The organism is Cupriavidus oxalaticus (assembly GCF_016894385.1).
Lineage (GTDB): Bacteria > Pseudomonadota > Gammaproteobacteria > Burkholderiales > Burkholderiaceae > Cupriavidus > Cupriavidus oxalaticus.
Genome location: NZ_CP069812.1, coordinates 1,464,375 through 1,490,405, shown reverse-complemented (window position 1 = coordinate 1,490,405; position 26,031 = coordinate 1,464,375). Strand labels below are relative to the sequence as shown.

The following is a 26,031-nucleotide window of genomic DNA, read 5'->3' as shown; positions in this document are numbered from 1 at the left end:
CGGCGCTGGCTTACTGCGGCTTGGCCAGCCCCAGCTTCTCGATGATCGCCTTTTCCTTCTTGACGGTTTCGGCGGCGAACTGCGCGTACTGCTGGCTGTTCATGTAGAACGGCTCCATGTCGAACTTGGCCAGCGATTCGCGGTAGTTGGGCATTTCCATCGCCTTCTTGAAGGCGTCATGCAGCTTCTGCACGATCTTCGGGTCGGTGCCCTTGGGCGCGACCAGGCCGAACGGCGAGGTCTGCACGATGCCCATGCCCAGTTCCTTCAGCGTCGGCACGTTGGGGAAGCGCGCCGAGCGCTTCTCGCCCCATGTCGACAGCAGGCGCAGCTTGCCCTGCTCCACGTACGGCGCCCAGGCCGGCGTATCGGCCACCGACATCACGTGCCCGCCCAGCAGCGCCTGCATCGATTCCGCATTGCCCTTGTACGGGATGTGCGAGAACTGCACGCCCTGCTTCAGCGCCAGCTCTTCCATGGTCAGGTGCAGCGTGGTCATGCTGCCCGGCGAGCCGTAGGTCAGCTTGCCCGGATTGGCCTTGGCGTAGGCGACGTAATCCTGCATGGTCTTGATCGGCGAATCCGCCGGCACCACCAGGCCGAACGAATAGCCGGCCAGGTTGATGATGTAGCTCAGGTCCTTGACCGGGTCCCAGTTGATCTTGGTGGTGTACGGCAGGCGATAGACGGGCATGGCGACCTGCGCCAGCGTGTAGCCGTCGGGCGCGGTGGCCTGCATCATCTGCGCGGGCAGCACGCCGCCCGCGCCGGGCTTGTTCTCGACGATCACCGGCTGGCCCAGGATCTTGGACGCGTTCTCGGCCAGGACCCGGAATGGGATGTCGGTGGAGCCGCCGGCGGTATAGCCGATCACCAGACGGATCGGACGCTGCGGAAACTTGTCTGCCTGGGCCTGGGCAGGCATGGCGGCCAGGCCGATGGCGGCGGTGGCGGCGGCGAGGCCCGCGCGGGCGATAAATTGGCGGCGTTGCATTTGACTAGGTCTCCTTGTGCTGCAAGTCACTGCTGAAAAATCGGTGCTGCGTGTTGTCAGGATTGGCCGAACGCGGCACGCAGCGCGGCGGCGGCCTCGGCATGCGCCTGCGCCACCGCCGGCACGAACCGGCCCAGCTTGAAGAAATCATGGATCATGCCGGGGTAGTTCGCCAGCGTGGCCGGCACGCCGGCGGCGCGCAGCTTGGCGGCGTAGGCGACGCCTTCGTCATGCAGCGGGTCATAGCCCGCCACGGCGACCCAGGCCGGGCACACATTGCGCACGTCGGCGCCGCTGCCGCCGCCGTCGAGCGGGGCGAAGCGCCAGTCGTCGCGGCTGGCTTCCTGGTCCAGGTACTGCGCAAAGAACCAGCGGATCATCTCGGCGGTCAGCAGGTAGCCCTCGGCCAGCGCGCGGTGCGATGGCGTGTCCTGGCGCGCGCAGGTGCCGGGATACAGCAGCATCTGCAGCACCGGCGCGAGCCCGGCGTTGCGCGCCTCCACAGCGCTGGCAGCGGCCAGCGTGCCGCCGGCGCTATCGCCGCCCAGCGCGATGCGGGCGGGGTCGGCACCCAGCCTTCCGGCTTCGGCAAAGACCCAGTGCAGCGCGTCGAAGGCGTCGTTGACCGCGGTCGGAAAGCGCCATTGCGGCCCAAGGCGGTAATCCACCGACAGCACCATGCAATCGGCCTGGCCGCACAGCAGCCGGCACAGCGCATCGTGCGAATTGACGCTGCCAACCGTGAAGCCGCCACCGTGGAAGTACGCCAGCAGCGGCAGCGGCTCGGCCCAGCTGGCCTCGCGCGGCGTGTACAGCCGCGCCGGGATGGCATGGCCGTCACGCGCGGGCACGTGCAGGTCTTCGGTCGCGTGCACGGCGGGCGGGCTGATGTCGAGGATCGGCGCGCTCTTCTCGTAGGCGATCCTGGCGTCCTCGGGGTCCAGTGCGTGGATCGGCGGCCGCTTGGCACGGGCGATCAGTTCCAGCAGCTGCGACACCTGCGGGTCGAGCGGAGCCGACGGCAGGCCGGGAGCCTGGTTGACGGAGGATGGTACGGCGGACATGAAAAATCAGTTAAATCTGAGCTTCGGCTGCAGCGGCCAGCGTGTGGTGGACGCCGCCCGCATCGGTGGAAGTTCGAATAGTGAACGATCGTTCGTTTTCAGTATGATGCCAGATGTTTCTGAGACGAGGCAGTACGAGATAACCCCGACAGCCTCACGTCAGCCTGCCACGCGGCCAGTTTTTGCGCGATGATCGGCTGACGCGCGGCGCGGGCCCCGACAACCCATTGAAACCGAAGGCGGCGCGCCTGGCCAGTGCCTTACCCTGACCCCGGTTCGCGGCAGATCCCTGCAGGAGACAAGCAAATATGGCGTTTATCTACTATCTGACCCACATCCACCTGGATTTCGGCGCGGTCAGCCTGCTCAAGTCGGAATGCGAGCGCATCGGCATCCGCCGTCCGCTGCTGGTCACCGACAAGGGCGTGGTCGCAGCCGGCGTGGCACAGCGCGCCATCGACGCGATGCAGGGCTTGCCAGTGGCGGTGTTCGACGAGACCCCGTCGAACCCGACCGAGGCGATGGTGCGCAAGGCCGCCGCGCAATACCGCGAGGCCAACTGTGACGGGCTGGTGGCGGTGGGCGGCGGATCGTCGATCGACCTGGCCAAGGGCATCGCCATCCTGGCCACGCACCCGGGCGAGCTGACCACCTATGCCACCATCGAAGGCGGCAGCGGCAAGATCACCGACCAGGCCGCGCCGCTGATCGCCGTGCCGACCACCTCGGGCACCGGCAGCGAAGTGGCGCGCGGCGCCATCATCATCCTGGACGACGGGCGCAAGCTGGGCTTCCACTCGTGGCACCTGCTGCCCAGGTCGGCCATCTGCGATCCGGACCTGACGCTGGGCCTGCCGGCCGGCTTGACCGCGGCCACCGGCATGGACGCGATCGCGCACTGCATCGAGACCTACCTCGCCCCCGCCTTCAACCCGCCCGCCGACGGTATCGCGCTGGACGGGCTGGAGCGCGGCTGGACCCATATCGAGCGCGCCACCCGCGACAGCCAGGACCGCGACGCGCGGCTGAACATGATGAGCGCATCGATGCAGGGTGCGATGGCGTTCCAGAAAGGGCTGGGCTGCGTGCATTCGCTGTCGCACCCGCTGGGCGGGCTGAAGATCGACGGCCGCACCGGCCTGCATCACGGCACGCTCAACGCGGTGGTGATGCCGGCGGTGCTGCGCTTCAACGCCGACGCGCCCACCGTGGTGCGCGACGACCGCTACGCGCGCCTGCGCCGCGCCATGCATCTGCCCGACGGCGCCGATATCGCGCAGGCCGTGCACGACATGACGGCACGCCTGGGCCTGCCCACCGGCCTGCGCCAGATGGGCGTCACCGAGGACATGTTCGACAAGGTGATCGCCGGCGCGCTGGCGGACCATTGCCACAAGACCAACCCGAAAGAGGCCAGCGCGGCGGATTATCGGCGTATGCTTGAGCAATCCATGTAGTGCATAGCAGCAAGGTGGCCCGCCGGCACCGCGGCGGGCGCGCTCTCAAACCAGGAGACGACATGACCGGCGAGCACCTGCAGGTAGTCCATGGCGACATCACCCGGATGGAAGTCGACGCCATCGTCAACGCGGCCAACAGCGGGCTGCTGGGCGGCGGCGGCGTCGACGGCGCCATCCACGGGGCCGGCGGCCCCGCCATCATGGAGGCCTGCCGCGCGATCCGCGACGCGCAGGGCGGCTGCCCCACCGGCGAGGCGGTGCTCACCACGGGCGGGCGCCTGCCTGCGCCGTACGTGATCCACGCCGTCGGCCCGGTCTGGCATGGCGGCGGCCAGGGCGAGGACGAACAGCTCGCCAACGCCTACCGCAACAGCATCCGTGTAGCCGCGCAGCACCATCTGCGCACGCTCGCCTTCCCCAACATCAGCACGGGCATCTACGCCTTTCCGCGCGAGCGCGCGGCGGATATCGCCATCGCCGCGGTGCGCGAAGCGCTGGCGTCAGCGCCCGAGATCGAGCAGGTGACTTTTGTCTGCTTCGATGATGAGAACTATCGCCTGTACCGCGATCGCCTGGCCTGACGCTGGCCGCCCGGGGCCTGCCGCCGTTCAGTCAGAGATCAAGTTCCACCGTCGTTCCCGCGCAGGCGGGAACGACAGCGGTTAACTGAATGCCGCCAGGGCGCGGCTAACCCGCCGGCAATGCGCTGCGGATCAGCAGGTTGACATGCTCCGGCTGCTCGTGGATGACCCAGTGGGTGCCGTCCGGAATGCGCTCCAGGCGCAGGTCCGTGACAAAGTCCTCCAGGCCATTGAGCAGGGATTTCGGCAAGGCGCGATCGCGTTCGCCCCAGATCACCAGCGTCGGCACGCGGACCACGAACCTGGCCGGATCGAGCTGCGACAGGTCCGGCCCGGCTTCGCCGTCGCCCGGCGGCCGCATCGGCGAGGCGCGGTAGAAATTGACGCCGCCGGTCAGCGGATGCACGCCCCCCTCGCCAGGCTGCGACCACGCGGCGTGATAGCGCTCGCGCGTCTGCGGCGTGTACCACGCGGCCGGCTTGCCGTCGGCGTCGGCCAGCATGCGGTCCAGCAGCGCAAAGTCGTTGGCGGCCAATGCCTTCTCTGAACCGGACTTGCGCAGCCAGTTCATGTAGGCGGAAGCGGCCTGCTGCTCCGGATCGGTGGCCAGCGCACGCGCGAACAGGTACGGGTGCGGCGAGTTGATGATGACGAGCTGGCGCACGAGTTGCGGGAACTGGATCGCCAGGTTCCAGCAGATCGCGCCGCCCCAGTCGTGCGCGACAACGATGGCCTGGTCATAGCCCAGCGCACCGATGAACTGCACCAGGTCTTCGACGATATGGCGCGGCCGGTAGGACTCCACGTCGCCGGGCTTGCTCGACAGGTTGAAGCCGCGCAGGTCCGGCGCGACGGCGAAGTGCGTGTGCCCGAACTCGGCCAGCTGGGCTTCCCATTCGTACCAGAACTCGGGGAATCCGTGCACGAACAGCATCAGCGGCTTGCCGCGCTCGCCAGCGCTGGCGTAGTGCAGCCGGGTGCCGTTGGACAGGCTGGCGTACTGCAGGTGCCGGATCACGGCGGGGGCGGCCATGGTGGTCTCCATGTGCGTGGCTCCTCGTTGGTGGCGTTGGCGTGTCAGCCGCGCAGCGCGGCCACGAGGCCCGCACGGACTTCGGGCTTGTCGGCAAAGGGATCGCCGGGATTGCGCGGCCCGACGATGTCCTCGAAGCGCTGGCGTACAGGTTCCAGCGCCTGCGGATGCGAATAAATATAGAAGCTATCGGCGCGGATGGCATCGAAGGTTTTGTGCGCGACCTCGGCGGCAGTCACCTTGCCGGAGCCGACGGCCTTGTCCGACAGCGCCTGCGACACCAGCTGCGAGCGCGTCGGCGGCGTTTGGTTGGCCAGCTCCGCGGGCCGGTTGCGCTGCGACTGGCTGATGCCGGTGGGCACGAAGTACGGGCACAGTACCGAGCAGCGCACCTGCCCGGTGACCAGGCCCAGGTCCTGGTACAGCGTTTCCGACAGCGACACCACCGCGTGCTTGGACACGTTGTACACGCCCATCGCGGGCGGGTTGAGCAACCCTGCCATCGACGCGGTGTTGACGATATGGCCCTGGTACGAAGGATCCTTCTCCGCGGCCGCCAGCATCAGCGGCGTAAAGATGCGCACGCCGTGGATCACGCCGTAGAGATTGACGCCGAGCACCCATTCCCAGTCCTGCAGCGAGTTTTCCCAGAGCAGTCCGCCGGCACCCACGCCGGCATTGTTGAAGAGCAGGTTGACCTGCCCGAATGCCTCCATTGCCGCATCGGCCAGCGCCTGCACCTGCTCGGCGCGCGACACGTCGGTGCGCAGCCCGATCACCGGTACATTGCGCGCCTTGAATTCGGCCACGGTCGCGTCCAGCGCGTCCTCCTGCACGTCGGCCAGCACCAGCTTCATGCCGAGATCGGCGCCGATGCGGGCGAATTCCTTGCCAAACCCCGATGCACCGCCGGTGATGACGGCTACCTTGTTGGAAAAATCCTTCATGTCGTCTGTCCTGTCGCGTGAAATCAGTAGGAGGATGACCCCATGCAGCGGCGCGGCGGCGCACCGGTTCAGGCGGCGCGCCGCACCTGGTAGCCCTGCCGCGGGAAATGCACGTTGAGCGCGCCGGCGCGCGGGTCCTGCCGGCGCAGCGTGACGCGGTGCGGGCCCAGTGCCAGCAACACGCCGGCCACGGGATCACGTGCGTAGTCGGTCGGCGTGATGGTGACTGCGTCGCCCGGCTGCAGGCCTTCGCCCTCGCGCACGCCTTCATCGAGCGCAACCGGGTCCGCGCTGAGCGCCACGCCAATGGCCTGCTCGCCGCCGACCACGCGCGGACGCCCGTGGCCGAAGGTATTCATGCGCGCATACCAGGCCTGCAGCCTGGGATAGGCCTCCAGCATCTGCGCCAGCGCGCCGGCGCGGCGGATAAACCAGAGGTTGTGGTACAGCGAAAAGTCCGCCACGGACAGCAAGGGCCCGGCGACATGCTCCACGCCCGCGGCAAACTGCGTTTCGAGCCTGCCGAAGGTTTCGTGCAGCTGCGCGGTGGCCTCGGGCGGCGGCATGCGCAGCGCGTTGGTGTCGCCGCGCATGGCCTTGCGGTCGGCGACAAACGCCTGGACCTGCGCCGGCGACAGATGGCCCAGCATGCTGGCAACGCCGTCTGGCTGGAACACGTAGGTCGCCGCAGCGGTAAACAACGCACTGTCGAACCAGGCCGCCATCACGCGTGCCACCGCGGCCTGCGCGGGTGGATACAGCGGCGGTGACGGCGCCAGCGTGTCGATGACTTCGCAGATCAGTGCCGTGTCGCAATAAATGTCGGCGCCGACCTGCATCACCGGCGTGCGACGATAGCCGCCGGTCAGCGCCAGCAAATCCGGCTTGGGCAGGATGGCGGGGATTTCCACCGCCTGCCACGCCAGCCCCTTGGCGCCCAGCAGCAGCCGTACTTTTTCCGAGAACGGCGAGGTTGCGTACTGGTGAAGGATGATGTCTGCCATGCGGGCCACCTCACGGTTGTGGATCGACTGCAGGGATGGCCGCCATGCGGCGGCCGCTCAGTCCAGCAGGTCCGGCTGTTCCTTGACGATACGCGCATACAGCGGCTGGAACTGGAACCAGCCCGCCTGCGCGGTGCCGACGATCGAATACGCCTGCCGCGCGGCAGCGTCGGCAATCACCTTCAGCGGCGCCTGCGTGCGCGCGGCAGCGGCTTCAGCCAGCAGCTGCACCTGGCAGGAGCGTTCCATGGTGATGAACCACCACGCCGCTTCGTCCACGGTCTTGCCGACCGTCAGCAGGCCGTGGTTCTGCAGGATCGCGGCCTTGTTCTGCCCGAGCGCATTGGCGATGCGCTGGCCCTCATCCAGCTCCACCACCACGCCGCCGAAATCGTCATAGACCGCATGGTCGTTGTAGAACGCGCACACGTCCTGCGTCAGCGCATCGAGCGGGCGGCCGAGCGTCGACCAGGCGCGGCCATAGGTGCTGTGCGAGTGCGCGGCGGCGACCGCGTCGGGGCGGGTCTGGTGCACGCGCGAATGGATCGCGAAGGCCGCGGCATTGACCGGGTAGTCGCCCTCCACCACGTCGCCGTGGTGGTCGCAGCGAATCAGGTTGGAGACCCGGACCTGGCTGAAATGCACGCCGAAGGGATTGACCCAGAAGGTATCGGGGAACTCGGGATCGCGCGCGGTGATATGGCCGGCCACGCCTTCGTCGAAGCCGAATTTCGAGAACAGCCGGAAGGCGGCGGCGAGGCGCTGCTTGCGGTGCAGGCGCTCCTCGCCCACGGTGGCGAACTGCGGCGGCCGCGGCAGGTTGCGGTAGCGGGCCCTGACCTCTTCGGGCAGGCCGGCGCCGATATCGTCATCGGTGGCTTGCTGGACTTGCGGAACTTGCGGGGCATTCATGGGTGTCTCCTCCTCTTGTCTTGCCTGCGCTGTCTTGCCTGCACTGTCTTGCCTGCGATCGCTGCGCGGCACGCCCGTGGGGTCGCGGCGTGCCCGGTGCTGGGCTCAGACCAGCTTGACCAGCTGCTTGCCGAAGTTCTTGCCCTTGAGCAGGCCCATGAAGGCTTCCGGCGCGCTCGCCAGGCCTTCGGCAATGCTCTCGCGGAACTTCAGCTTGCCCTGCGCGACCGCGGTGCCCAGCTCCTTCAGCGCCTGCGGCCACACTTCCATGTGCTCGGAGACGATAAAGCCCTCGATGGTCAGGCGCGAGATCAGGATCAGCTGCGGGTTCTTCAGCGGCAGCGGGTTGCCGTCATAGCCGGCGATCATGCCGCACAGGGCGATGCGGCCGAAGGCGTTCATGCGCGACAGCACTGCGTCGAAGATCTCGCCGCCGACGTTCTCGAAATAGCCGTCGATGCCGTCGGGCGTGGCTTCCTTGAGCATGGTGTAGAGCTCTTTCGGGTCTTTTGCCGCCTTGTAGTCGATACAGGCGTCGAAGCCCAGCTCATTGACCACGTAGTCGCACTTGTCCTTGCCGCCGGCAAAGCCCACCGCGCGGCAGCCCGCCAGCTTGGCCAGCTGGCCCACCACGCTGCCGACCGCGCCCGACGCGGCGCTGACCGCGATGGTCTGGCCCGCCTTGGGCTGGATGATCTTGTTCAGCCCATACCACGCGGTCACGCCTGGCATGCCGACCGAGCCGAGATAGGCCGACAGCGGGATATGCGTGGTATCGACCGGCTGCAGGCCGGTGCCGTCGCTGACGCCCATCTCCTGCCAGCCGAACATGCCGACCACCTTGTCGCCCGGCTTGAACTTGCTGTTCTTGCTTTCCACCACTTCGCCGACGGTGCCGCCGATCATCACCTCGTTGAGCGGCTGCGGTGCGGCATACGACTTGCTGTCGTTCATGCGGCCGCGCATGTACGGATCGAGCGACAGGTAGTGGTTGCGCACCAGCACCTGGCCGTCGGCGATCTGCGGCACGGGCACGTCTTCCAGCCGGAAATTGGCCGGCGTCACCGCGCCTTCGGGACGCGAGGCCAGGACGATGCGCTTGAACGTGTTGGACATGGTCGGGTTCCTTCCAATGGGAGATGGAAACTGCGTGGAAACTGCAAGGAGCTGCTATGCGGGGCACCAGCCGCCCCGCGCTGTCCTGGCGCCGGCGCTCAGCCGTCGGCGCCGGTATCGGTCTCGCCCGGGCGCTGCGGCGGCATGCGCCGGATGTACTTGAACGTGCCCGAGCCGCGCGCCACGGTCTTGCCGTCGGCATCGACGATCTCGGCCTCGCAGAACACCATGGTGGTGGTGCGGTGCACGGTGGTGCCGCGCGCGGTCAGGTGGCCGCGGCCCGGCGCCATGAAGCTGCTCTTCATCTCGATGGTGACCACGCCGCGGCCATCGGCATCGCTGCTGCGGCCGGCCACCGCCATGGCCACGTCGAGCAGCGTCATGATCACGCCGCCGTGGGCCATGTCCCAGCTGTTCTGGTGGCGCTTTTCGATCGGCAGCGAGAGCTCGCTGCGGCCGCCCTCCGCGACGGTGCAGGTCACGCCGAGGTCGGCAAGGAACGGGATATGGCTCAGGGAGCCGGTGTACTGGTTCATGGCAATGCGAGTCGAAGTGGGGGCTGGAGAGGCGCCTGCGGCAGCTAGCCCGCCGGCGCCGATCCCGCATTATTGCCGCAATCGCCGGCTGTCGCGCAGACCGCGCTCACATCGCGCTCACACTGCGCTGACACCACCGTCGACCGCCAGGATCTGCCCGGTAATGTGCTTGCCGGCATCGCTGGCGAACAGCAGCGCCGCGCCCTTGAGGTCTTCATCGTCACCCAGGCGGTGCAGCGGCACGCCGGCGCACATCGCTTCGACACCCATGCGCTCCAGCGAGCCCTTGGTCATCTTCGACGGGAAGAAGCCCGGCGCCAGCGCGTTGACGGTGATATTGTGCTCGCCCCACTCGCCCGCGAGCGTGCGGGTGAAGTTGACCACGGCGCCCTTGGAGGTGTTGTAGGCGATGGTGTCCATCGAGCCCGGCGGGTTGCCGGCCAGGCCAGCGATCGACGCCACGTTGATGATGCGGCCGTAGCGGCGCGGAATCATCGACAGCTTGCCGATGCGCTGGCTCAGCAGGAACAGGCCGCGGATATTCAGGTTCATCACCTTGTCCCAGGCCTCCACCGGATGGTCTTCCGCCGGGGCGCCCCAGGTGGCGCCGGCGTTGTTGACCAGGATGTCGACGTGGCCAAGCCTGGCGATGGCTTCGTCGGCCAGGCGGGCAATCTCGGACTCCTGCGAGCCATCGGCGGCGATCCAGTCGGCCTCGATGCCGAGGCCCTTCAGGTGTTCCTGCGCCGCGCGCAGCTCGTCGGCCTTGCGGGCCGACAGCACGATACGCGCGCCCTGCTCGCCCAGTGCCTCGGCGATCTGCAGGCCAAGGCCGCGCGAGCCGCCGGTGATCAGCGCGGTCTTGCCCTTCAGGTCAAACAGTTGCTGGATGGTGCGCATGTTGTCTCTTCCTTGGTTGTCTTTGAATGATGTAGTCAGCGGTCAGAACCAAGCGTCCTGCATGTCCAGCGTGGTGCGGTCGAGCGATGCCAGCAGGTCGAGCTGAGGGCCGACCCTGGGCAATTCGAAGCGGAAGAAGTACGCCGCCGCGGCCAGCTTGCCGCGATAGAAGTCCTGGTCCTCCTTGCCGCTCGCCTGCGCCAGCGCGGCCTGCGCCAGCAGCGCCTGCTCCAGCCAGATCCACGCGACCACCACGTGCCCGAAGGCTTCCAGGTAGACCGAGGCATTGGCCAGCGTCACGTTCGAATCGCCGGCGCTCCACAGCGTCTGGGTCACGTCGGCCAGGCGCTTGGTTGCGGCGCCAAGCGCGCGCGCCTGTTGCGCCAGTTCGGCGTCGTCCGCGGCCAGCGCGCGGCCGATGGCGGCCTGCACGCGCTCGCCAAGCAGCCTGAACGCGGCGCCATCCTTCATCACCACCTTGCGGCCCAGCAGGTCCAGGCCCTGGATGCCGTGCGTGCCTTCATGGATGGGGTTCAGGCGGTTGTCGCGGTAGAACTGCTCGACGTTGTATTCGCGGGTGTAGCCATAGCCGCCATGCACCTGGATCGCAAGGTTGTTGGCCTCCAGGCACCATTGCGACGGCCAGCTTTTGGCGATCGGGGTCAGGATGTCGAGCAGCAGCGCCAGGCGCGCATGCGCTTCCTGGTCGCCCGCGGCGGCAGCGGCTTCTTCCTCGTCCACCAGCCGCGCGCAATACAGGTTCAGCGCCAGGCCGCCCTCGACATAGCTCTTCTGAGCCAGCAGCATGCGGCGGATATCGGCGTGCTCGACCAGCTTCACCTGCGGGCTGGCGGCGTCCTTGCCGCCGGGGCCGACGGGGCGGCCTTGCGGACGGTTGCGCGCATAGTCCAGCGCGTGCAGGTAGCCGGTATAGCCGAGCATCACCGCGCCCAGGCCCACGCCGATGCGCGCCTCATTCATCATGTGGAACATGCAGGCCAGGCCCTTGTGCGGCTCGCCCACCAGGTAGCCGATCGCACCGGCCCTGCCGCCCGGCTTGTACTTCATGCCCTCGCCGAAATTCAGCAGGCAGTTGGTGGTGCCGCGATAGCCCATCTTGTGGTTCAGGCCGGCCAGCACCACGTCGTTGTGCTCGCCCAGCGAGCCGTCGTCGTTGACCAGGTACTTGGGCACGATGAACAGGGAGATGCCCTTCACGCCCGGGATCAGCTTGCCGTCCGGGCCGGGGATCTTGGCCAGCACCAGGTGGACGATGTTGTCCGACAGCTCGTGCTCGCCCGCGGAAATCCACATCTTGTTGCCGCGCAGGCGGTATTGCGCGCCCAGCGGCGATTCGCCCTCATACTCGGCGCGCGTCGTGATATCCGACAGCGACGAGCCGGCCTGCGGCTCCGACAGGCACATGGTGCCGAAGAAGCGCCCTTCCATCTCCGGCTTGACGAAGGTCTCGACCTGCGCCGGCGTGCCGTGCGCCAGCAGCAGATTGGCGTTGCCGATGGTCAGGAACGGGTAGGAGCTGGTGCCGACGTTGGCGCCCTTGAAATAGGCGAAGCCGGCTTTCTCCACCACCACCGGCAGCTGCATGCCGCCCAGCTCGTAGTCCTGGCCGGCGGCCATCAGGCCGGCCTCGCAAAAGGCCTTCAGCGCGGTGCTGACCTCGGGGATGATGCTGACGGTCTCGCCGTCGAATTCGGGTTCGTGCTGGTCGTTCTTCTTGTTGTGCGGCGCGAACAGGTCGGTGGCGATCTTCTCGCAGGTGTCCAGCGCGGCATCGAAGGTCTCGCGCGAGTGGTCAGCGTAGCGCGGAATGCGGGTCAGCTCGTCGACCTTGAGCCATTCGTACAGAATGAAGTTCAGGTCGCGACGGGAAAGGATCATCGACATGGTGTCTCCAGGCGGCGCACTGCGTGGGGCGCTCGCGAATTCATGTAGCTTTCTTGCCCGAACCGCCGCAACCCTGGAATACACCGCGTGGGTGCTCCCTCTCCCGCTTGCGGGAGAGGGTTGGGGTGAGGGCCGGGAGGTACTACGAAGTCCAGGCCGGCGGTATGCCACCGCCTGCCCTCACCCCCTGCCCCTCTCCCGCGAGCGGGAGAGGGGAGCAAACCAGCAGCGTGCCGGCGTTGCTGGCAATTACAGCACCTCGAACAACCCAGCCGCGCCCTGGCCGCCGCCGATGCACATGGTCACCACCACGTACTTCACGCCGCGGCGCTTGCCTTCGATCAGCGCATGGCCGACCAGGCGCGCGCCCGACACGCCGTACGGGTGGCCCACCGCGATGGCACCGCCGTTGACGTTGAGGCGGTCCATTGGGATGCCGAGCTTGTCGGCGCAGTACAGCACCTGCACTGCGAAGGCTTCGTTCAGCTCCCACAGGCCGATGTCGTCGACCTTCAGGCCGGCCTTCTTCAGCAGCTTGGGCACCGCGAAGACGGGACCGATGCCCATCTCGTCCGGCTCGCAACCCGCGACGGCAAAGCCGCGGAACACGCCCAGCGGCTGCAGGCCCTTGGCCTCGGCCACGCGCGCGTTCATCACCACGGCCGCCGATGCGCCGTCCGAGAACTGCGAGGCATTGCCGGCGGTGATCACGCCACCCGGCACCGCGCTGCGGATCTTGGCCACGCCTTCCAGCGTGGTGTCGGCACGGATGCCTTCGTCACGGTCGAGGGTGACTTCCTTCGTCACCAGCTGACCGGTGGACTTGTCGGCGACGCCGGCGAGCACCGTGATCGGCACGATCTCGTCCTTGAACTTGCCGGCTTCCTGCGCGGCGGCGGCGCGTTGCTGGCTGCGCACGCCGTATTCGTCCTGGCGATCCTTCGAGATGTTGTAGCGCTTGGCCACGTTCTCGGCGGTCTGCAGCATGTTCCAGTAGATTTCCGGCTTGTTCTTGACCAGCCAGCTTTCCTGGATCATGTGGCGGTTCATTTCCTGCTGCACGCAGGAGATGGACTCCACGCCGCCGGCGACGAAGATGTCGCCCTCATCGGCGATCACGCGCTGCGCGGCCATGGCGATGGTCTGCAGGCCCGACGAGCAGAAGCGGTTGACGGTGGCACCGGGCACGGTGACCGGGCAGCCGGCGCGCAGCGCGATCTGGCGCGCGATATTGGCGCCGGTGGCGCCTTCCGGGTTGGCGCAGCCCATCAGCACGTCTTCCACCTCCGCGGCGTCGATCTTGGCGCGGGCGATGGCGTGCTGCACGGCGTGACCGCCCAGCGTGGCGCCGTGAGTCATGTTGAAGGCGCCCTTCCAGCTCTTGGCCAGGCCGGTCCGTGCGGTGGATACGATGACTGCTTCGTTCATGTGTTACTCCTCGGAATCTTGTGTCGTTCAGTTCGGTGGTTCGGTTCAGCCCTGGCCCTTCAGCCGTTCAGCACATCCGCGGACATCACGCGCGCGACGCCGGCGGCGCCGAGGTCCTGCCATGCCCTGGCCAGCGACCCTTGCAGGTCGATGGCACGGCACGCATCCTCGATCACCGCGGCCTCGAAGCCCGCAGCGCGCGCATCGAGCGCGCTCCAGGCCACGCAATAGTCCGTCGCCAGCCCGGCGCAGAACACGCGCCTGACGCCATGCTCGCGCAGGTAGCCGGCCAGCCCGGTGCGCGTGGTGCGGTCCGCTTCAAGGAAGGCGGAGTAGCTGTCCACGTCGGCGTGGTGGCCCTTGCGGATCACCAGCCGCGCGTGCGGCACGTGCAGGCCCGCATGCAGCGCTGCGCCGGGCGTGTCCTGCACGCAGTGCACCGGCCACAGCACCTGCTCGCCATACGGCAGCGTGAGCATCTGGAACGGCTGCGTGCCGGCATGGTTGGCCGCGAACGAGACGTGCGCGGCCGGATGCCAGTCCTGCGTCACCACCACATGCCCGAACGCGCGCGCCAGCCGGTTGATGACGGGCACCACTTCATCGCCGTTGGGCACGGCAAGCGCGCCGCCCGGCATGAAGTCGTTCTGCACGTCGATCACCAGCAGGCAATCGTCCGGTCCGATGATGGTGTTCATGGCCGCTCCTGGCTGAACCCTCTTGGCAAATTAACCGTTGAAGCCCTTGCCTTCGTCCGCCAGCTTCTGCAGCAGCGGCGCGACCTGCCAGGCTTCGCCGTGGTAGCCCTTGGCGTACTTCTTCATGGCCAGCGCCACGTTGTAGAGGCCGACCTGATCGGCGTACAGCATCGGGCCGCCACGGAACAGCGGGAAGCCGTAACCGGTCAGGTACACCATGTCGATATCCGAGGCCTTGGAAGCAATGCCTTCTTCCAGGATCTTGGCGCCTTCGTTGACCAAGGCGAACACCAGGCGCTCGACGATCTCTTCGTCAGAGATCTTGCGGCGCGTCAGCCCCAAGTCCTTGGAGTGCTGCACGATCATGTCGTTGACCTGCTGGTTCGGGTACGGCTTGCGGTCGCCCGCCTTGTAGTCGTACCAGCCCGCGCCGGTCTTCTGGCCGTAACGGCCCATCTCGCACAGCAGGTCGGCGGTCTTGGAGTACTGGATGTCCGGCTTGTCCACGGCGCGGCGCTTGCGGATGGCCCAGCCGATGTCGTTGCCGGCCAGGTCGCCCATGCGGAACGGGCCCATGGCAAAGCCGAACTTCTCGATGGCCTTGTCGACCTGCTCCGGCAGCGCGCCTTCGTCCAGCAGGTAGCCGGCCTGGCGGCTGTACTGCTCGATCATGCGGTTGCCGATAAAGCCATCGCACACGCCCGACACCACCGCGGTCTTCTTGATCTTCTTGCCGATCTGCATGACCGTGGCCAGCACGTCCTTGCCGGTCTTCTCGCCGCGCACCACTTCGAGCAGCTTCATCACGTTGGCCGGGCTGAAGAAGTGCATGCCGACCACGTCCTGCGGACGCTTGGTGAACGAGGCGATCTTGTTCACGTCGAGCGTGGAGGTGTTCGAAGCCAGGATCGCGCCCTGCTTCATCACTTCGTCCAGCTTCTTGAAGACGATTTCCTTGACGCCCATTTCCTCGAACACGGCCTCGATGACCATGTCGGCGTCCTTGATGTCGTCATAGGACAGCGTGGTGCTCAGCAGGCCCATGCGCTGCTCGACCTTCTCCTGCGTGAGCTTGCCCTTCTTGGCGCTGTTCTCGTAGTTCTTGCGGATGATGCCGACACCGCGGTCCAGCGCTTCCTGCTTGGTTTCCAGGATGGTGACCGGAATGCCCGCATTCAGGAAGTTCATGCTGATGCCGCCGCCCATGGTGCCGGCGCCGATCACGGCAACCTTCTCGATCTTGCGCACCGGGGTGCCTTCGGGCACGTCGGGGATCTTGCTGGCGGCACGCTCGCCAAAGAAGGCATGGCGCAGCGCGCGCGATTCCGGCGTGGTCACCAGGAACAGGAAGCCCTCGCGCTCTTCCTTCAGGCCCTGCTCGAACGGCTTGAGCGAGCCGGCCACCGCTTCCAGGCACTTCAGCGGCGCCGGGAAGTTCTTGGCCATCGCGGCCACGGTGTTGCGGGCAAAGCCGAGGTAGCCTTCGGGGTTCTCGTGGCGCACCTTCAGGTCGCGCACCTTCGGGTGCGGGCCGCTGGCGGCGCCGACGTTCTGCGCGAACTTGACTGCCGCGGGCAGCACGTCACCCTCGACGATTTCATCGAACAGCTTGGTGCCGGCAAACTTTTCAGACAGCACCGGCGTGCCCGACACGATCATGTTGGCGGCAGCTTCCAGGCCGATCACGCGCGGCAGGCGCTGCGTGCCGCCGGCGCCGGGCAGCAGGCCCAGCTTCACTTCCGGCAGCGCGATCTGCGCGCCTTTGGACGCCACGCGGTAGTTGCAGCCCAGCGCCAGTTCCAGGCCGCCGCCCATGGCGACCGAGTGCACGGCGGCGACCACCGGCTTGGACGACGCTTCCAGCACGCGGATCACCGAGTGCAGCGTCGGCTCCTGCATGGCCTTGGGGGTATTGAATTCACGGATATCGGCGCCGCCCGAGAATGCCTTGCCGGCGCCGGTGATGACGATGGCCTTGACGGCGGCATCGTCCAGCGCACGGGTCATGCCTTCGACGATGCCAAGACGGGTGCTGTGACCCAGGCCGTTGACAGGGGGATTGTCGAGCGTGATGACGGCTACGCCGTCCTGAACCTGATACTGCGCTGTCATGCTGGTTCCTTTTACAAAAGTTTGTCTCGGGATTCGAATTCTCGAATTATTGTTTTGCTGCTGGGTGCAGGGGTGATTGGCACAGGGTTAACCCGCCGCGGTTACCGCTTGCCACAAGCCTTCCGGGGCTTGGGCGAAACAAGCATACACAAAATAGCACGGTCGTTCAATTTCAATTTCACGGGTTTCTGTGTGGCATGCGTGGGGCGAATTTCGGCCTGTAGCGTGGTGCATGGAGGCTGGAGCTTGGGCGTGCGGGAGACCGTTTGCTGATGGCGCATCAGGCACATTGGTGAATGGGGTGAGGGGTGGCTCTAGATTAGGATGGGATTTGGGGGTTGGGGGCTGGGGGGCTGCGGGTGACATGCTGTTGGCCGTTGAAGCGTTGGCCTGTCGCTGTTGGTGACATGCTGTTGGCCGTTGAAGCGCTGGCCTGTCGCTGTTGGTGACATGCTGTCGGCCGTTGAACCGCCTGGTTCCGCCCTCCTGGGCGGGTCACTTTTTGGCCGAGCGCCAAAAAGATGGAATGAACGCGCCCCGGCCTGCGATCAAAGGTGCCGGTAGTCGGTTATGCATCCGGGAAACGTGACAGGGTAGGCGGGCCCCCCCCTCACGAAACGGCATCGATGTGCCAGAGTGGGAGTGTGACCAACCACGCGAGGATGGAGGGACCCGAGATGAATACTACGACTTACGGTCTGGACATTGCAAAGACTGTCTTCCAGCTCTATTGGGTCGAGCCTTCGGGCAAGTGTTTCAATCGTCGCTTCAGTCGGTCCAAGCTGCTGGAGTTCCTCGCGAATCGCGAGCCTGGACGCATCGCGCTGGAGGCGTGTGGCAGTGCGCACTGGTGGGCCCGCCAAGTGCGAGCCTTGGGTCATGAGCCGGTGCTGCTGCACGCCCGGTACGTGCGACCGTTCGTGCAGACGAACAAGACCGATGCGGCCGACGCCCGTGCTATCTGGACCGCAGTCCAGCAGCCGGGCATGCCGGTCGTGGCAGCAAAGACCGAGTCCCAACAATGTGTGCTCGGCCTGCACGCCATGCGCCAACTGCGCGTGAAGATGCGCACCATGCTGGTCAACCAGCTGCGCGGCATGTTGTTCGAATTCGGGATCCGGATCCGTCCCGGGCTACGAGCTGGCCTGAAGGAAATCGTACAAGGGATGGACGAAATCGAACGGGGCGTGCCGCCCCTGCTGTTCGAGTTCGTGCATGAGCAATTGCAAAGCATCGAAGGGCTCGATCGAGAGATAGCTCGCCTGGATCAACGCATTGATGCCTGGGGTCGGCAGAATCGGGCCTGCAAAACGATTCTGGCCATTCCTGGCATCGGCATGCTGACCGCCACGGCCATGGTCGCCACCATTGGCGACGCGCGCACCTTCAAGTCCGGGCGGCAACTGGCGGCGTATCTTGGCCTGGTGCCCAAACAGACCGGCACCGGCGGCAAGGTCTGGCTGAGCGGCATCAGCAAACGCGGCGACCCCTACCTGCGCACCTTGCTGATTCATGGCGCTCGGGTCGTGCTGAGTCACCTGCGCAGAAAGAACCAGCCGGGCTGGAGCCTGCTGCTCGCGCAGCGACGGCCGAAGAACGTCGCGGCGGTTGCCTTGGCCAACAAGACGGTGCGTACCATCTGGGCCCTGTTGACCCACGATCGGGCCTATGACCGAGACTACGTCTCGATCAGGCCTGCCTGACGGCAGGCTGAGCTAGCAAGGAAGGAACCCGTCCACAGGTTGCGACGGTAATGTCAGCGTGATGGCAAAACAGGTTGGACCGCGGGAGTGCAAGCTCAATTGGTTACTGGTGCTCAAAGCACGGCAAAAAGATAGGGACACTCCCGGTGAAATCCATCAGGGCCCGCAGGCATGGCCTGCATCGCAAGGCCGGATATAAGTCTGCAGCCAATCCTGTCCAAGCCTGATGTTGGCGTTACCTTGCAAACCGGGGCGCGTTCATATAAGTAACCAAAAAGCGCGTCGCCTGCGGCTGGCTGAGCCAATTTGGCGCTTCTGGTTAGATTGCGATTTTGGTCTCAGTGAGGCGTGGTCGCGATGCCAGCCTGCTACGCCAGGTGAGTGAGTGTGGGTGCCTGGCGAATCCCGACTTTTGAACCATCCCCAGGAGGGGCGTAGGCCGCCTGCTCCCTGCGGTATCGCATCATCGCCTACGGCTGCGCTACGCGCGGCTCAGTCTCGCGGGTGAGGCGCCCCGGCACGAACCCGCATCGCTTCGCTCGCTGGGCGGCGACGGCGATGGCCAGGACGAGATCGGTCGCGCTGCCACGTTCGGGCCGGCGCGTAGCGCAGCCGAAGGCGTCCCACCGATATGGCATGCAGCAGGCGGCCTACGCCCGGCATGGGGATCGTCCAATAGTGGATTAACGCAGCCACGATCCCAAACTCACCTGGCGTAGCAGCTTCGAACCACTACCCACATCGAACGGAAATCACCACCGCCCGAACCACCCACACCGCCAACTTGATAGCCAGCCGCTCAGGCGACGCGCTTTTTGGTTACTTTTTGGCGCTCGGCCAAAAAGTGACCCGCCCAGGAGGGCGGAACCAGGCGCTTCAACGGCCGACAGCATGTCACCAACCGCGACAGCGACGCTTCAACGGCCAACAAGCCAACAAGCCAACAAAAACGACCCGCCTCCCCACCCCGGGAAAACGGGCCGCACGGCCAATCACAAAAAAACAGCTTAGAACTTGAAGTTAGCCGTCAACATCCCAAACCGCCCAGCACCCAGCGCACCATAGTGGTTATGCGCCTTGGTGTAGTAGGTCTTGTCAAACAGGTTCTGCACGTTCAGCTGCAACGACAGGTTCTTGTTGACGCGGTAAGCCGCCATCAGGTCAAAGCGCCAGTAAGACGGCACATACAGCGAGTTGGCCGGGTTGGCATAGACCTTGTCGACGTAGTAAGCACCACCACCAACCGTCAGCGCCGGCAGCACCTGGTAGGTAGTCCACAGGCTGAAGCTGCTCTTGGGCGTATTGGGGAACTGGTTGCCGTTGTTGGCCGCGTTGGCAGCCTGCGGGCCGTTGTCGATCAGTTCGCTGTTCAGGTACGTATAGCCCCCGAACAGGCCCCACTTGTCGGTCAGGTTGCCGGCAAAGCCCAGCTCGAAGCCCTTGACGCGCTGCTTGCCCGCATTGACCGTCGTGTTGGCATCAACCGCCACGCGCGCATTGTTCTTCTCGATCTGGAAGATCGCACCGGTCAGCGACAGGCGCTTGGCCAACAGATCCCACTTGGTGCCGATTTCCACCGAGCGTGCGGTTTCCGGCTCCAGGTTGCGCTGCGCCGCCGTGATGTTGTCGGCGCCATCACCGTTGGTCGAACCTGGCGGCGTCGACGAGGTGCCGTACGACACGTAGATGCTGCCGAACTCGACCGGCTTGTAGACCACGCCAGCCTGGTAGTTGAAGAAATTCGACTTGTTGCGAATATCGAGCTGCGCCACGGCGGCCCCGGTATTCGGGTTGGTATAGGCGTTGGCGAAGGCGTGCGTGTCGTAGCTGTCGTAGCGAACGCCACCGTTGACCATCCACTGCTTGGTGATCTCTACCGTATCGAACAGGTAGACCGAGCGCGTGTTGGTGGTGGTGGTGGTGGTGAACGGCATCTTGGTGATGCTGCCGCGCCACGGGTCATTCGGGTTCGGATTGGCCAGCGGCGTACAGTCGAAGCTGGCTACCAGCGATGCGTTGCAGGTGCCGGCAGCGGCGGCAGGGTTGGCCGAGACGACGTTGTACGGCGTGTTGTCGGTATCGTCGCGGCTGAATTCGAAGCCGAACAGCACGCTGTGCTTGAGGCTGCCGGTCTCGAACTTGGCGGTCAGGTCGGTCTGGTTGGTCAGCGTCTCGGTGGCGGAGTCGCGGTTCTTGGTATTGCGCCAGACAAAGCCGCGCGGCACATTGCCGCGGCTGTCGTCGGGGTTGGTGACGACGTAGTCGTTGGTCGCGCGGCCCCAGCGCGTGGTGTTGCTGAACACCAGGCCGTTGCGGAAATCATGCTGGACCGTGGCCGTGGCGATATCGCTCTGCGTCTTCTGGAAATCGCGAGCGGTCAGGCCGTAGAAGTTGTTGCGGTCAACGTTTACGGGCTGCGACGGGTTGGCCTTGGTCGACTGGCTGGCCGGACGCGAATACGGAATGCTGTAGTCCGGCATGCCGTTGCCTTGCAGATGGTAGTACGACAGCGTGACCTTCGTATCGGACTTCATGCCGAACGTCACCGACGGCGCAAAGCCCCACGAGTTCTGGTCGACTTCGTCGCGGCCCGGCACGTTGGCGGTATAGCCCAGCGCGTTCAGGCGCACGGCGGTATTGTCATTGATCACGTAGTTGCCGTCGGCCGTGGCGCGGAAGTAAGAATCCGTGCCCACGCCGATCGAGCCCTGCGCGAAGTTCTCCGCCTGGGGCAGCTTCGACACGATATTGATCATGCCGCCCGCCGAGCCCTTGCCGCCAAACGCCGAACTCGGGCCCTTGATGACTTCGATGTTCTCGATGTTGAAGGTGTCGCGGGTCTGCGAAGCGGTGTCGCGCACGCCGTCGACATAGATGCTCGACATCGAGTCAAAACCGCGGATGAAAGGACGGTCGCCGATCGGGTTGCCGCCTTCGCCGGCGCCGAAGGTGATGCCCGGCGTGGTGCGCAGCGCGTCCTGCAGGGAGTTGGACCCGGATTGCTGGATCACCTCGGCTGGCACCACGGTCACGGACTTGGGCGTATCGAGCAGCGGCGCGGTGAACTTGGGCGACTGCGCCTCTTCCACCTTGTAGCCGTCCTCGCGCTTGCCGGTCACGGTGACCCGTTCCAGCGTCACCGGCGCAGCCTGGCCGGTGGGGGCGGCGGCAGGCTGGCTCTCCTGCGCCGACGCACCCTGCATGGCAAACGCGGCAACCGCACCTGCCAGTGCAGCGGCGAGCGGGGTCAATTCAAACGACTTCTGGTTTCCTTTCACGGTCTTGCCTTCCCTGTGTTGTCTTGTAGTTCTTGACGCGAACAAGCGTGGTCAATGAAGACAAGCCCAAGGGAGCGCTACCGCTGTCGCCCGTGAATCAAGTCATCCATCCCCGGCGGGCGATTATAGGGATGTAGGAATCGAAGTACAAATGCGAATCATTCCTAGTTCGGAATTAAGGCAAATTTACAACAGTGTTACAAAGAGACTTGTCAGCAGCCTGAAGTTGAGGATTCAACCGAGCGAAGGGGGCGGCGCATGAAGCAGCGACTGCGCCGCGAGGTGCTACAGCAGCTTAAAGTGACGCCGACGCCGCCCACCCCCTCCCGCCAGCAGCCAAGGACAGCGCTATACCTCCAGCCACTCCTTCCGGATCTGGGAATTCGCCTTGAGCTCGCCGGGCGTCCCCTCGAACACGATATGCCCATGGCCCATGACGTAGACCCGCTGCGAGATATCCAGCGCGATCGCCAGCTTCTGCTCGATCAGCAGCACGGAAACGCCCCGCTCCTTCAGCGTCTTCAGGTAGTCCCCCACCAGCGCCACGATCATCGGCGCCAGTCCTTCGGTGGGCTCGTCGATCAGCACCAGGTCCGGATCGCCCATCAGCGTGCGGCACAGCGTCAGCATCTGCTGCTCGCCGCCGGACAACACGCCCGCGGCGGTGTTCTCGCGCTCCCTGAGCCGGGGGAACATGTTGAACATGTCCTCCACCGACCAGCGCGGCCTGGGCTGCCGCGGATTGCGCTTCTCGCCCAGCAGCAGGTTCTGCCGCACCGTCAGCGTCGGGAAGATATCCCGGTTCTCCGGCACATAGCCGATGCCGAGGTGCGCGATCTCGAACGTGCGCCGTCCCAGGATCTCCTCGCCGCGGAACTTCACCGAGCCCTCTGCCTTGACCATGCCGAGGATGGCCTTGGCCATGGTCGAGCGCCCGACGCCATTGCGCCCCAGCAGCGCGACGATCTCGCCTTCACCGATATGCGCATCGACACCATGCAGGATATGGCTCTTGCCGTAGTAGGCATGCAGGCCCGTGACTTCCAGCATCCGCTTGCCCATCAGTGCACTCCTTCGGTAGTGTCTTCGTCCAGCGTGGTTCCCAGGTAGGCTTCCTTGACCTTGCGGTTGCTGCGGATCGCCTGCGGGGTATCGGTCGCGATCACCTCGCCGTAGACCAGCACCGAAATCCGGTCAGCCAGCCCGAATACCACGCTCATGTCGTGCTCCACCATCACCAGCGTCTTGCCCACGGTGACCTTGCGGATCAGCTCGACCGCATGGTCGGACTCGGAGCGGCTCATGCCCGCGGTGGGCTCGTCCAGCAGGATCACCTCGGCACCGCCGGCGATGGTGATGCCGATCTCCAGTGCGCGCTGCTCGGCATAGGTCAGCAGGCCCGCCTGCGTATTGCGCCGGTGCTGCATGCCGATCAGCTCCAGCACCTCGTCGGCCCGCTCGCGCGCATCGCGCAAGCCCGTCAGCCGGTGCCAGAACGAGTATTTGTACCCGAGCGACCACAGCACCGCGCAGCGCAGGTTCTCGAACACCGACAGCCGGTGGAAGATATTGGTGATCTGGAAGCTGCGCGACAGCCCCATGCGGTTGATCACGAACGGCTGCAGCCCGCCGATCTCCTGCCCGTTCAGGCGCACCGTGCCGCTGGTGGGCGCAAAGCGGCCCGAGATCAGGTTGAAGGTGGTGGACTTGCCCGCCCCGTTGGGCCCGATCAGCGCGTGGCGCTCGCCCTTCGGGATGCTCAGGTTCACGCCGCGGATGATCTCCGTCTGGCCGAATTTCTTGCGTACCTCGGTCAGTTCCAGTGCCGCCGTCATGCCGTGCCTCCCGCGATTTCCGCCTGCACCTTGTCCCATTCGGCGCGCGACGCGCGCACCGTCAGCCGCCATGCGGCCAGCCCCACCGCCCACAGCACCGCCGCCACCAGCCATGGCGCCCACGTTGCGGCATCGAAGCCGACACCGAACAGCTTCATGGCCGTGCCATTGGCGCTGTCGACCTGCACCTTGTAGACCAGCTCGACCGTCACGATCATCGCCAGCAGCAGCACCACGCCGGCCGCGCCGGCCTTGGCATAGGACGGCAGCATGCGGCGCAGCTTGCCCTTCGCCGCCAGCGGCAGTTGCATCAGCAGCAGGCTGGCCAGGCCGCCCGGCACGAACATCACCATCAGCACGAAGAACAGGCCCAGGTACAGCAGCCACGCCTTGGTCAGGTCCGACAAGGCCACGGCGAACAGCATGAACACCACCGCGCCGATAATCGGCCCGAAGAACACGCCGGCGCCGCCGATGAATACCGCCAGCAGCACGCCACCGGAGCGCACCGCGCTGACGTTCTCGGCCGAGACGATCTCGAAGTTGATTGCCGCCAGCGCGCCGGAAATCCCGGCGAAGAACGCCGACAGCACCAGCACCAGGTAGCGCACGCGCTGGGTGTTGTAGCCGATGAACTCGACCCGCTCGGGGTTGTCGCGCACCGCGTTGGCGATACGGCCCAGCGGCGTCTGCGTCCACGCGTACATGGCCACCATCGACACCAGGCACCACACCGCGATCAGGTAGTAGACCTGTCGCCCGGGGCCGAAGGTGATGCCCAGGAACGGGTCGCCGACCACGCGGTTGGTGGAGATGCCGCCCTCGCCGCCAAAGAACTCGGGGAACATCAGCGAGCTGGCGAACACCATCTCGCCAATGCCCATGGTGATCATGGCAAAGGTGGTGCCGGCCTTCTTGGTGGTGACATAGCCGAAGATCACGCCGAAGAACGCGCCGGCCAGCCCGCCCACCAGCGGCAGCATCGACACCGGCAGCCATGCCGTGCCGGCGCCGACCATGTTCAGCACGTGCACGGCAATGAAGGCGCCCAGCCCGGAATACACCGCGTGGCCGAACGACAGCATGCCGGTCTGCCCGAGCAGCATGTTGTACGACAGCGCGAAGATGATCATGATGCCCATCTGCGACATCAGCGTGATGGCGAAGCCCCCGGTAAACACCAGCGGCAGCACCAGCATGGTGAGGATGGTCAGGCTCCAGATCACCCAGCGCGCCAGGTTCAGCGGGCGGTAGCGCAGGGTGCGGCCGGTCGCCGCCGGCCCGCGCGGTTGTTGCATCGCTTGTTCCATGGTGTCAGCTCTCCCGGGTTCCCATCAGTCCACGCGGGCGGAAGATCAGCATCACCACCAGCAACAGGTACGGCAGCACCGGCGCCACCTGGGCCACCGTGAGCTTCCACAAGGCGTAGAACGGCGTGGCTTCGCCGACGGCCATGCCAAGGCTGCGCAACAGCCCCGCGAGCGAAGCGTCGATCGTGACCGCAAAGGTCTGCAGCACGCCGATCAGGATCGACGCAATGAAGGCCCCCACCAGCGACCCCATGCCGCCGACCACCGCCACCACGAACACGATCGACCCCACCGCCGCCGCCATCGACGGCTCGGTGACAAAGGCATTGCCGCCGATCACGCCGGCCAGCCCCGCCAGCGCGGCGCCGCCGCCGAACACCATCATGAACACGCGCGGCACGTTGTGGCCCAGCGCCTCGACCATCTCCGGATGGGTCAGCGCGGCCTGGATCACCAGGCCGATGCGGGTGCGCGTCAGCACCAGGTAGATCGCCACCAGCATGCCCAGCGACACCAGCATCATGAAGGCGCGGTATTTGGGGAACGTCGAGGTGAACACCTGGAACAGCGGCCCTTCCAGCTCGGCCGGGATGCGGTATGGCACCGCGGCCAGTCCCCACACCAGCTTGACGCCCTCCTCGATCAGGTAGGCCAGGCCGAAGGTGAACAGCAGCTCGGCCACGTGTCCGTACTTGTGCACCGTGCGCAGGCCGAAGCGCTCTACCAGCGCGCCCGCGCCCGCGACCAGCAGCGGCGCGAAGATCAGCGCCGGCCAGAAGCCGACCTTGCTGGCGATGGTGTAGGCGAAATACGCGCCCAGCATGTAGAAGCTTGCGTGCGCGAAATTGAGCACGCCCATCATGCTGAAGATCAGGGTCAGGCCCGACGACAGCATGAACAGCAGCAGCCCGTAGCTGATGCCGTTGAGCAGGGAGATGACAAAGAATTCCACAGCGTGTCCTTCAAGCTGGTGCCGCCGCAGTGGCCACAGTCACGTTTGGCCGGCATCCGTCCGGTTGGATTGAGCCCTTGTCGTTCCCGCGCAGGCGGGAACCCAGTGACTTCTGAAGACGCTGGATTCCCGCCTGCGCGGGAATGACGGTAAAGGTAGAGCGTCCCTCTGCACATGGCGCAGCGCGCATGGCGCCCCCGGACGCTCACCGCGGCGCCCCAGAAAGACCGAGAGTATGCAGACCGGGCGACCACGTTGTCACG

At 65.9% G+C, this 26,031-nt stretch carries 21 protein-coding genes; 3 read left to right on the top strand and 18 right to left on the bottom strand.

Annotated elements, in window-relative coordinates; genetic code table 11:
* Positions 1–10 precede the first annotated feature (10 nt).
* Complete coding sequence (locus JTE92_RS19265; RefSeq protein ID WP_063241859.1) at positions 11–994, bottom strand: tripartite tricarboxylate transporter substrate binding protein; 984 nt, start codon at positions 992–994, stop codon at positions 11–13.
* A 56-nt stretch (positions 995–1,050) separates the two neighbouring features.
* Positions 1,051–2,058, bottom strand: a complete 1,008-nt coding sequence (locus tag JTE92_RS19260) for an alpha/beta hydrolase (RefSeq protein ID WP_063241860.1) — start codon at positions 2,056–2,058, stop codon at positions 1,051–1,053.
* A gap of 308 nt (positions 2,059–2,366) precedes the next feature.
* On the opposite strand from JTE92_RS19260, the gene gbd reads away from it, so the two are divergent.
* Both gbd and JTE92_RS19250 read left to right on the top strand, forming a co-directional pair.
* A complete protein-coding gene (gene gbd, locus JTE92_RS19255) occupies positions 2,367–3,515 on the top strand; it encodes a 4-hydroxybutyrate dehydrogenase (RefSeq protein WP_063241861.1) in 1,149 nt (382 codons plus the stop codon).
* 62 nt (positions 3,516–3,577) lie between these two features.
* Positions 3,578–4,099, top strand: coding sequence for an O-acetyl-ADP-ribose deacetylase (locus JTE92_RS19250; RefSeq protein ID WP_063241862.1), 522 nt, complete (start codon positions 3,578–3,580; stop codon positions 4,097–4,099).
* A gap of 106 nt (positions 4,100–4,205) precedes the next feature.
* On the opposite strand, the gene JTE92_RS19245 is transcribed toward JTE92_RS19250, so the two are convergent.
* The 11 genes from JTE92_RS19245 to JTE92_RS19195 all read right to left on the bottom strand — a co-directional run bounded on the left by JTE92_RS19245 (position 4,206) and on the right by JTE92_RS19195 (position 16,690).
* Positions 4,206–5,144 carry an alpha/beta fold hydrolase gene (locus JTE92_RS19245; RefSeq protein WP_063241863.1) on the bottom strand — a complete coding sequence of 313 codons (939 nt, stop codon included), beginning with the start codon at positions 5,142–5,144 and terminating at the stop codon, positions 4,206–4,208.
* Between the two features lie 32 nt (positions 5,145–5,176).
* A complete protein-coding gene (locus JTE92_RS19240) occupies positions 5,177–6,079 on the bottom strand; it encodes an SDR family oxidoreductase (RefSeq protein WP_063241864.1) in 903 nt (300 codons plus the stop codon).
* Positions 6,080–6,147: 68 nt separating this feature from the next.
* Positions 6,148–7,083, bottom strand: coding sequence for a glutathione S-transferase family protein (locus tag JTE92_RS19235; protein WP_063241865.1), 936 nt, complete (start codon positions 7,081–7,083; stop codon positions 6,148–6,150).
* A gap of 57 nt (positions 7,084–7,140) precedes the next feature.
* Positions 7,141–7,995 carry a class II aldolase/adducin family protein gene (locus JTE92_RS19230; protein ID WP_063241866.1) on the bottom strand — a complete coding sequence of 285 codons (855 nt, stop codon included), beginning with the start codon at positions 7,993–7,995 and terminating at the stop codon, positions 7,141–7,143.
* Positions 7,996–8,100: 105 nt separating this feature from the next.
* A complete protein-coding gene (locus tag JTE92_RS19225; RefSeq protein WP_063241867.1) occupies positions 8,101–9,111 on the bottom strand; it encodes an NADP-dependent oxidoreductase in 1,011 nt (336 codons plus the stop codon).
* Positions 9,112–9,209: 98 nt separating this feature from the next.
* Positions 9,210–9,647, bottom strand: a complete 438-nt coding sequence (locus tag JTE92_RS19220) for a PaaI family thioesterase (RefSeq protein ID WP_063241868.1) — start codon at positions 9,645–9,647, stop codon at positions 9,210–9,212.
* A gap of 117 nt (positions 9,648–9,764) precedes the next feature.
* Positions 9,765–10,547, bottom strand: a complete 783-nt coding sequence (locus JTE92_RS19215; RefSeq protein WP_063241869.1) for an SDR family oxidoreductase — start codon at positions 10,545–10,547, stop codon at positions 9,765–9,767.
* A 42-nt stretch (positions 10,548–10,589) separates the two neighbouring features.
* Positions 10,590–12,452: an acyl-CoA dehydrogenase gene (locus tag JTE92_RS19210; protein ID WP_063241870.1), complete on the bottom strand. Its 1,863-nt coding sequence runs from the start codon at positions 12,450–12,452 to the stop codon at positions 10,590–10,592.
* Between the two features lie 249 nt (positions 12,453–12,701).
* A complete protein-coding gene (locus tag JTE92_RS19205) occupies positions 12,702–13,880 on the bottom strand; it encodes an acetyl-CoA C-acyltransferase (protein WP_063241871.1) in 1,179 nt (392 codons plus the stop codon).
* A 59-nt stretch (positions 13,881–13,939) separates the two neighbouring features.
* On the bottom strand, positions 13,940–14,578 hold the full coding sequence (pncA, locus tag JTE92_RS19200) for a bifunctional nicotinamidase/pyrazinamidase (protein WP_063241872.1): 639 nt from the start codon (positions 14,576–14,578) through the stop codon (positions 13,940–13,942).
* A gap of 30 nt (positions 14,579–14,608) precedes the next feature.
* Positions 14,609–16,690 (bottom strand): 3-hydroxyacyl-CoA dehydrogenase NAD-binding domain-containing protein, encoded by a 2,082-nt coding sequence (locus tag JTE92_RS19195; protein ID WP_063241873.1) that lies wholly within the window; start codon positions 16,688–16,690, stop codon positions 14,609–14,611.
* Between the two features lie 677 nt (positions 16,691–17,367).
* On the opposite strand from JTE92_RS19195, the gene JTE92_RS19190 reads away from it, so the two are divergent.
* Entirely contained in the window at positions 17,368–18,393 is a 1,026-nt protein-coding gene (locus tag JTE92_RS19190) for an IS110 family RNA-guided transposase (RefSeq protein WP_204620460.1), read from the top strand.
* Positions 18,394–19,400: 1,007 nt separating this feature from the next.
* On the opposite strand, the gene JTE92_RS19185 is transcribed toward JTE92_RS19190, so the two are convergent.
* The 5 genes from JTE92_RS19185 to JTE92_RS19165 all read right to left on the bottom strand — a co-directional run bounded on the left by JTE92_RS19185 (position 19,401) and on the right by JTE92_RS19165 (position 25,768).
* Positions 19,401–21,596, bottom strand: a complete 2,196-nt coding sequence (locus JTE92_RS19185; RefSeq protein WP_198065756.1) for a TonB-dependent receptor — start codon at positions 21,594–21,596, stop codon at positions 19,401–19,403.
* A gap of 423 nt (positions 21,597–22,019) precedes the next feature.
* Entirely contained in the window at positions 22,020–22,733 is a 714-nt protein-coding gene (locus JTE92_RS19180) for an ABC transporter ATP-binding protein (protein ID WP_063242141.1), read from the bottom strand.
* Positions 22,733–23,506, bottom strand: coding sequence for an ABC transporter ATP-binding protein (locus JTE92_RS19175; RefSeq protein ID WP_063242140.1), 774 nt, complete (start codon positions 23,504–23,506; stop codon positions 22,733–22,735). The genes JTE92_RS19180 and JTE92_RS19175 overlap by 1 nt, the downstream gene beginning before the upstream one ends.
* Positions 23,503–24,816 (bottom strand): branched-chain amino acid ABC transporter permease, encoded by a 1,314-nt coding sequence (locus JTE92_RS19170; RefSeq protein WP_063242139.1) that lies wholly within the window; start codon positions 24,814–24,816, stop codon positions 23,503–23,505. The genes JTE92_RS19175 and JTE92_RS19170 overlap by 4 nt, the downstream gene beginning before the upstream one ends.
* Before the next feature lie 4 nt (positions 24,817–24,820).
* Positions 24,821–25,768 (bottom strand): branched-chain amino acid ABC transporter permease, encoded by a 948-nt coding sequence (locus JTE92_RS19165; RefSeq protein ID WP_063242138.1) that lies wholly within the window; start codon positions 25,766–25,768, stop codon positions 24,821–24,823.
* Between the last annotated feature and the right edge of the window lie 263 nt (positions 25,769–26,031).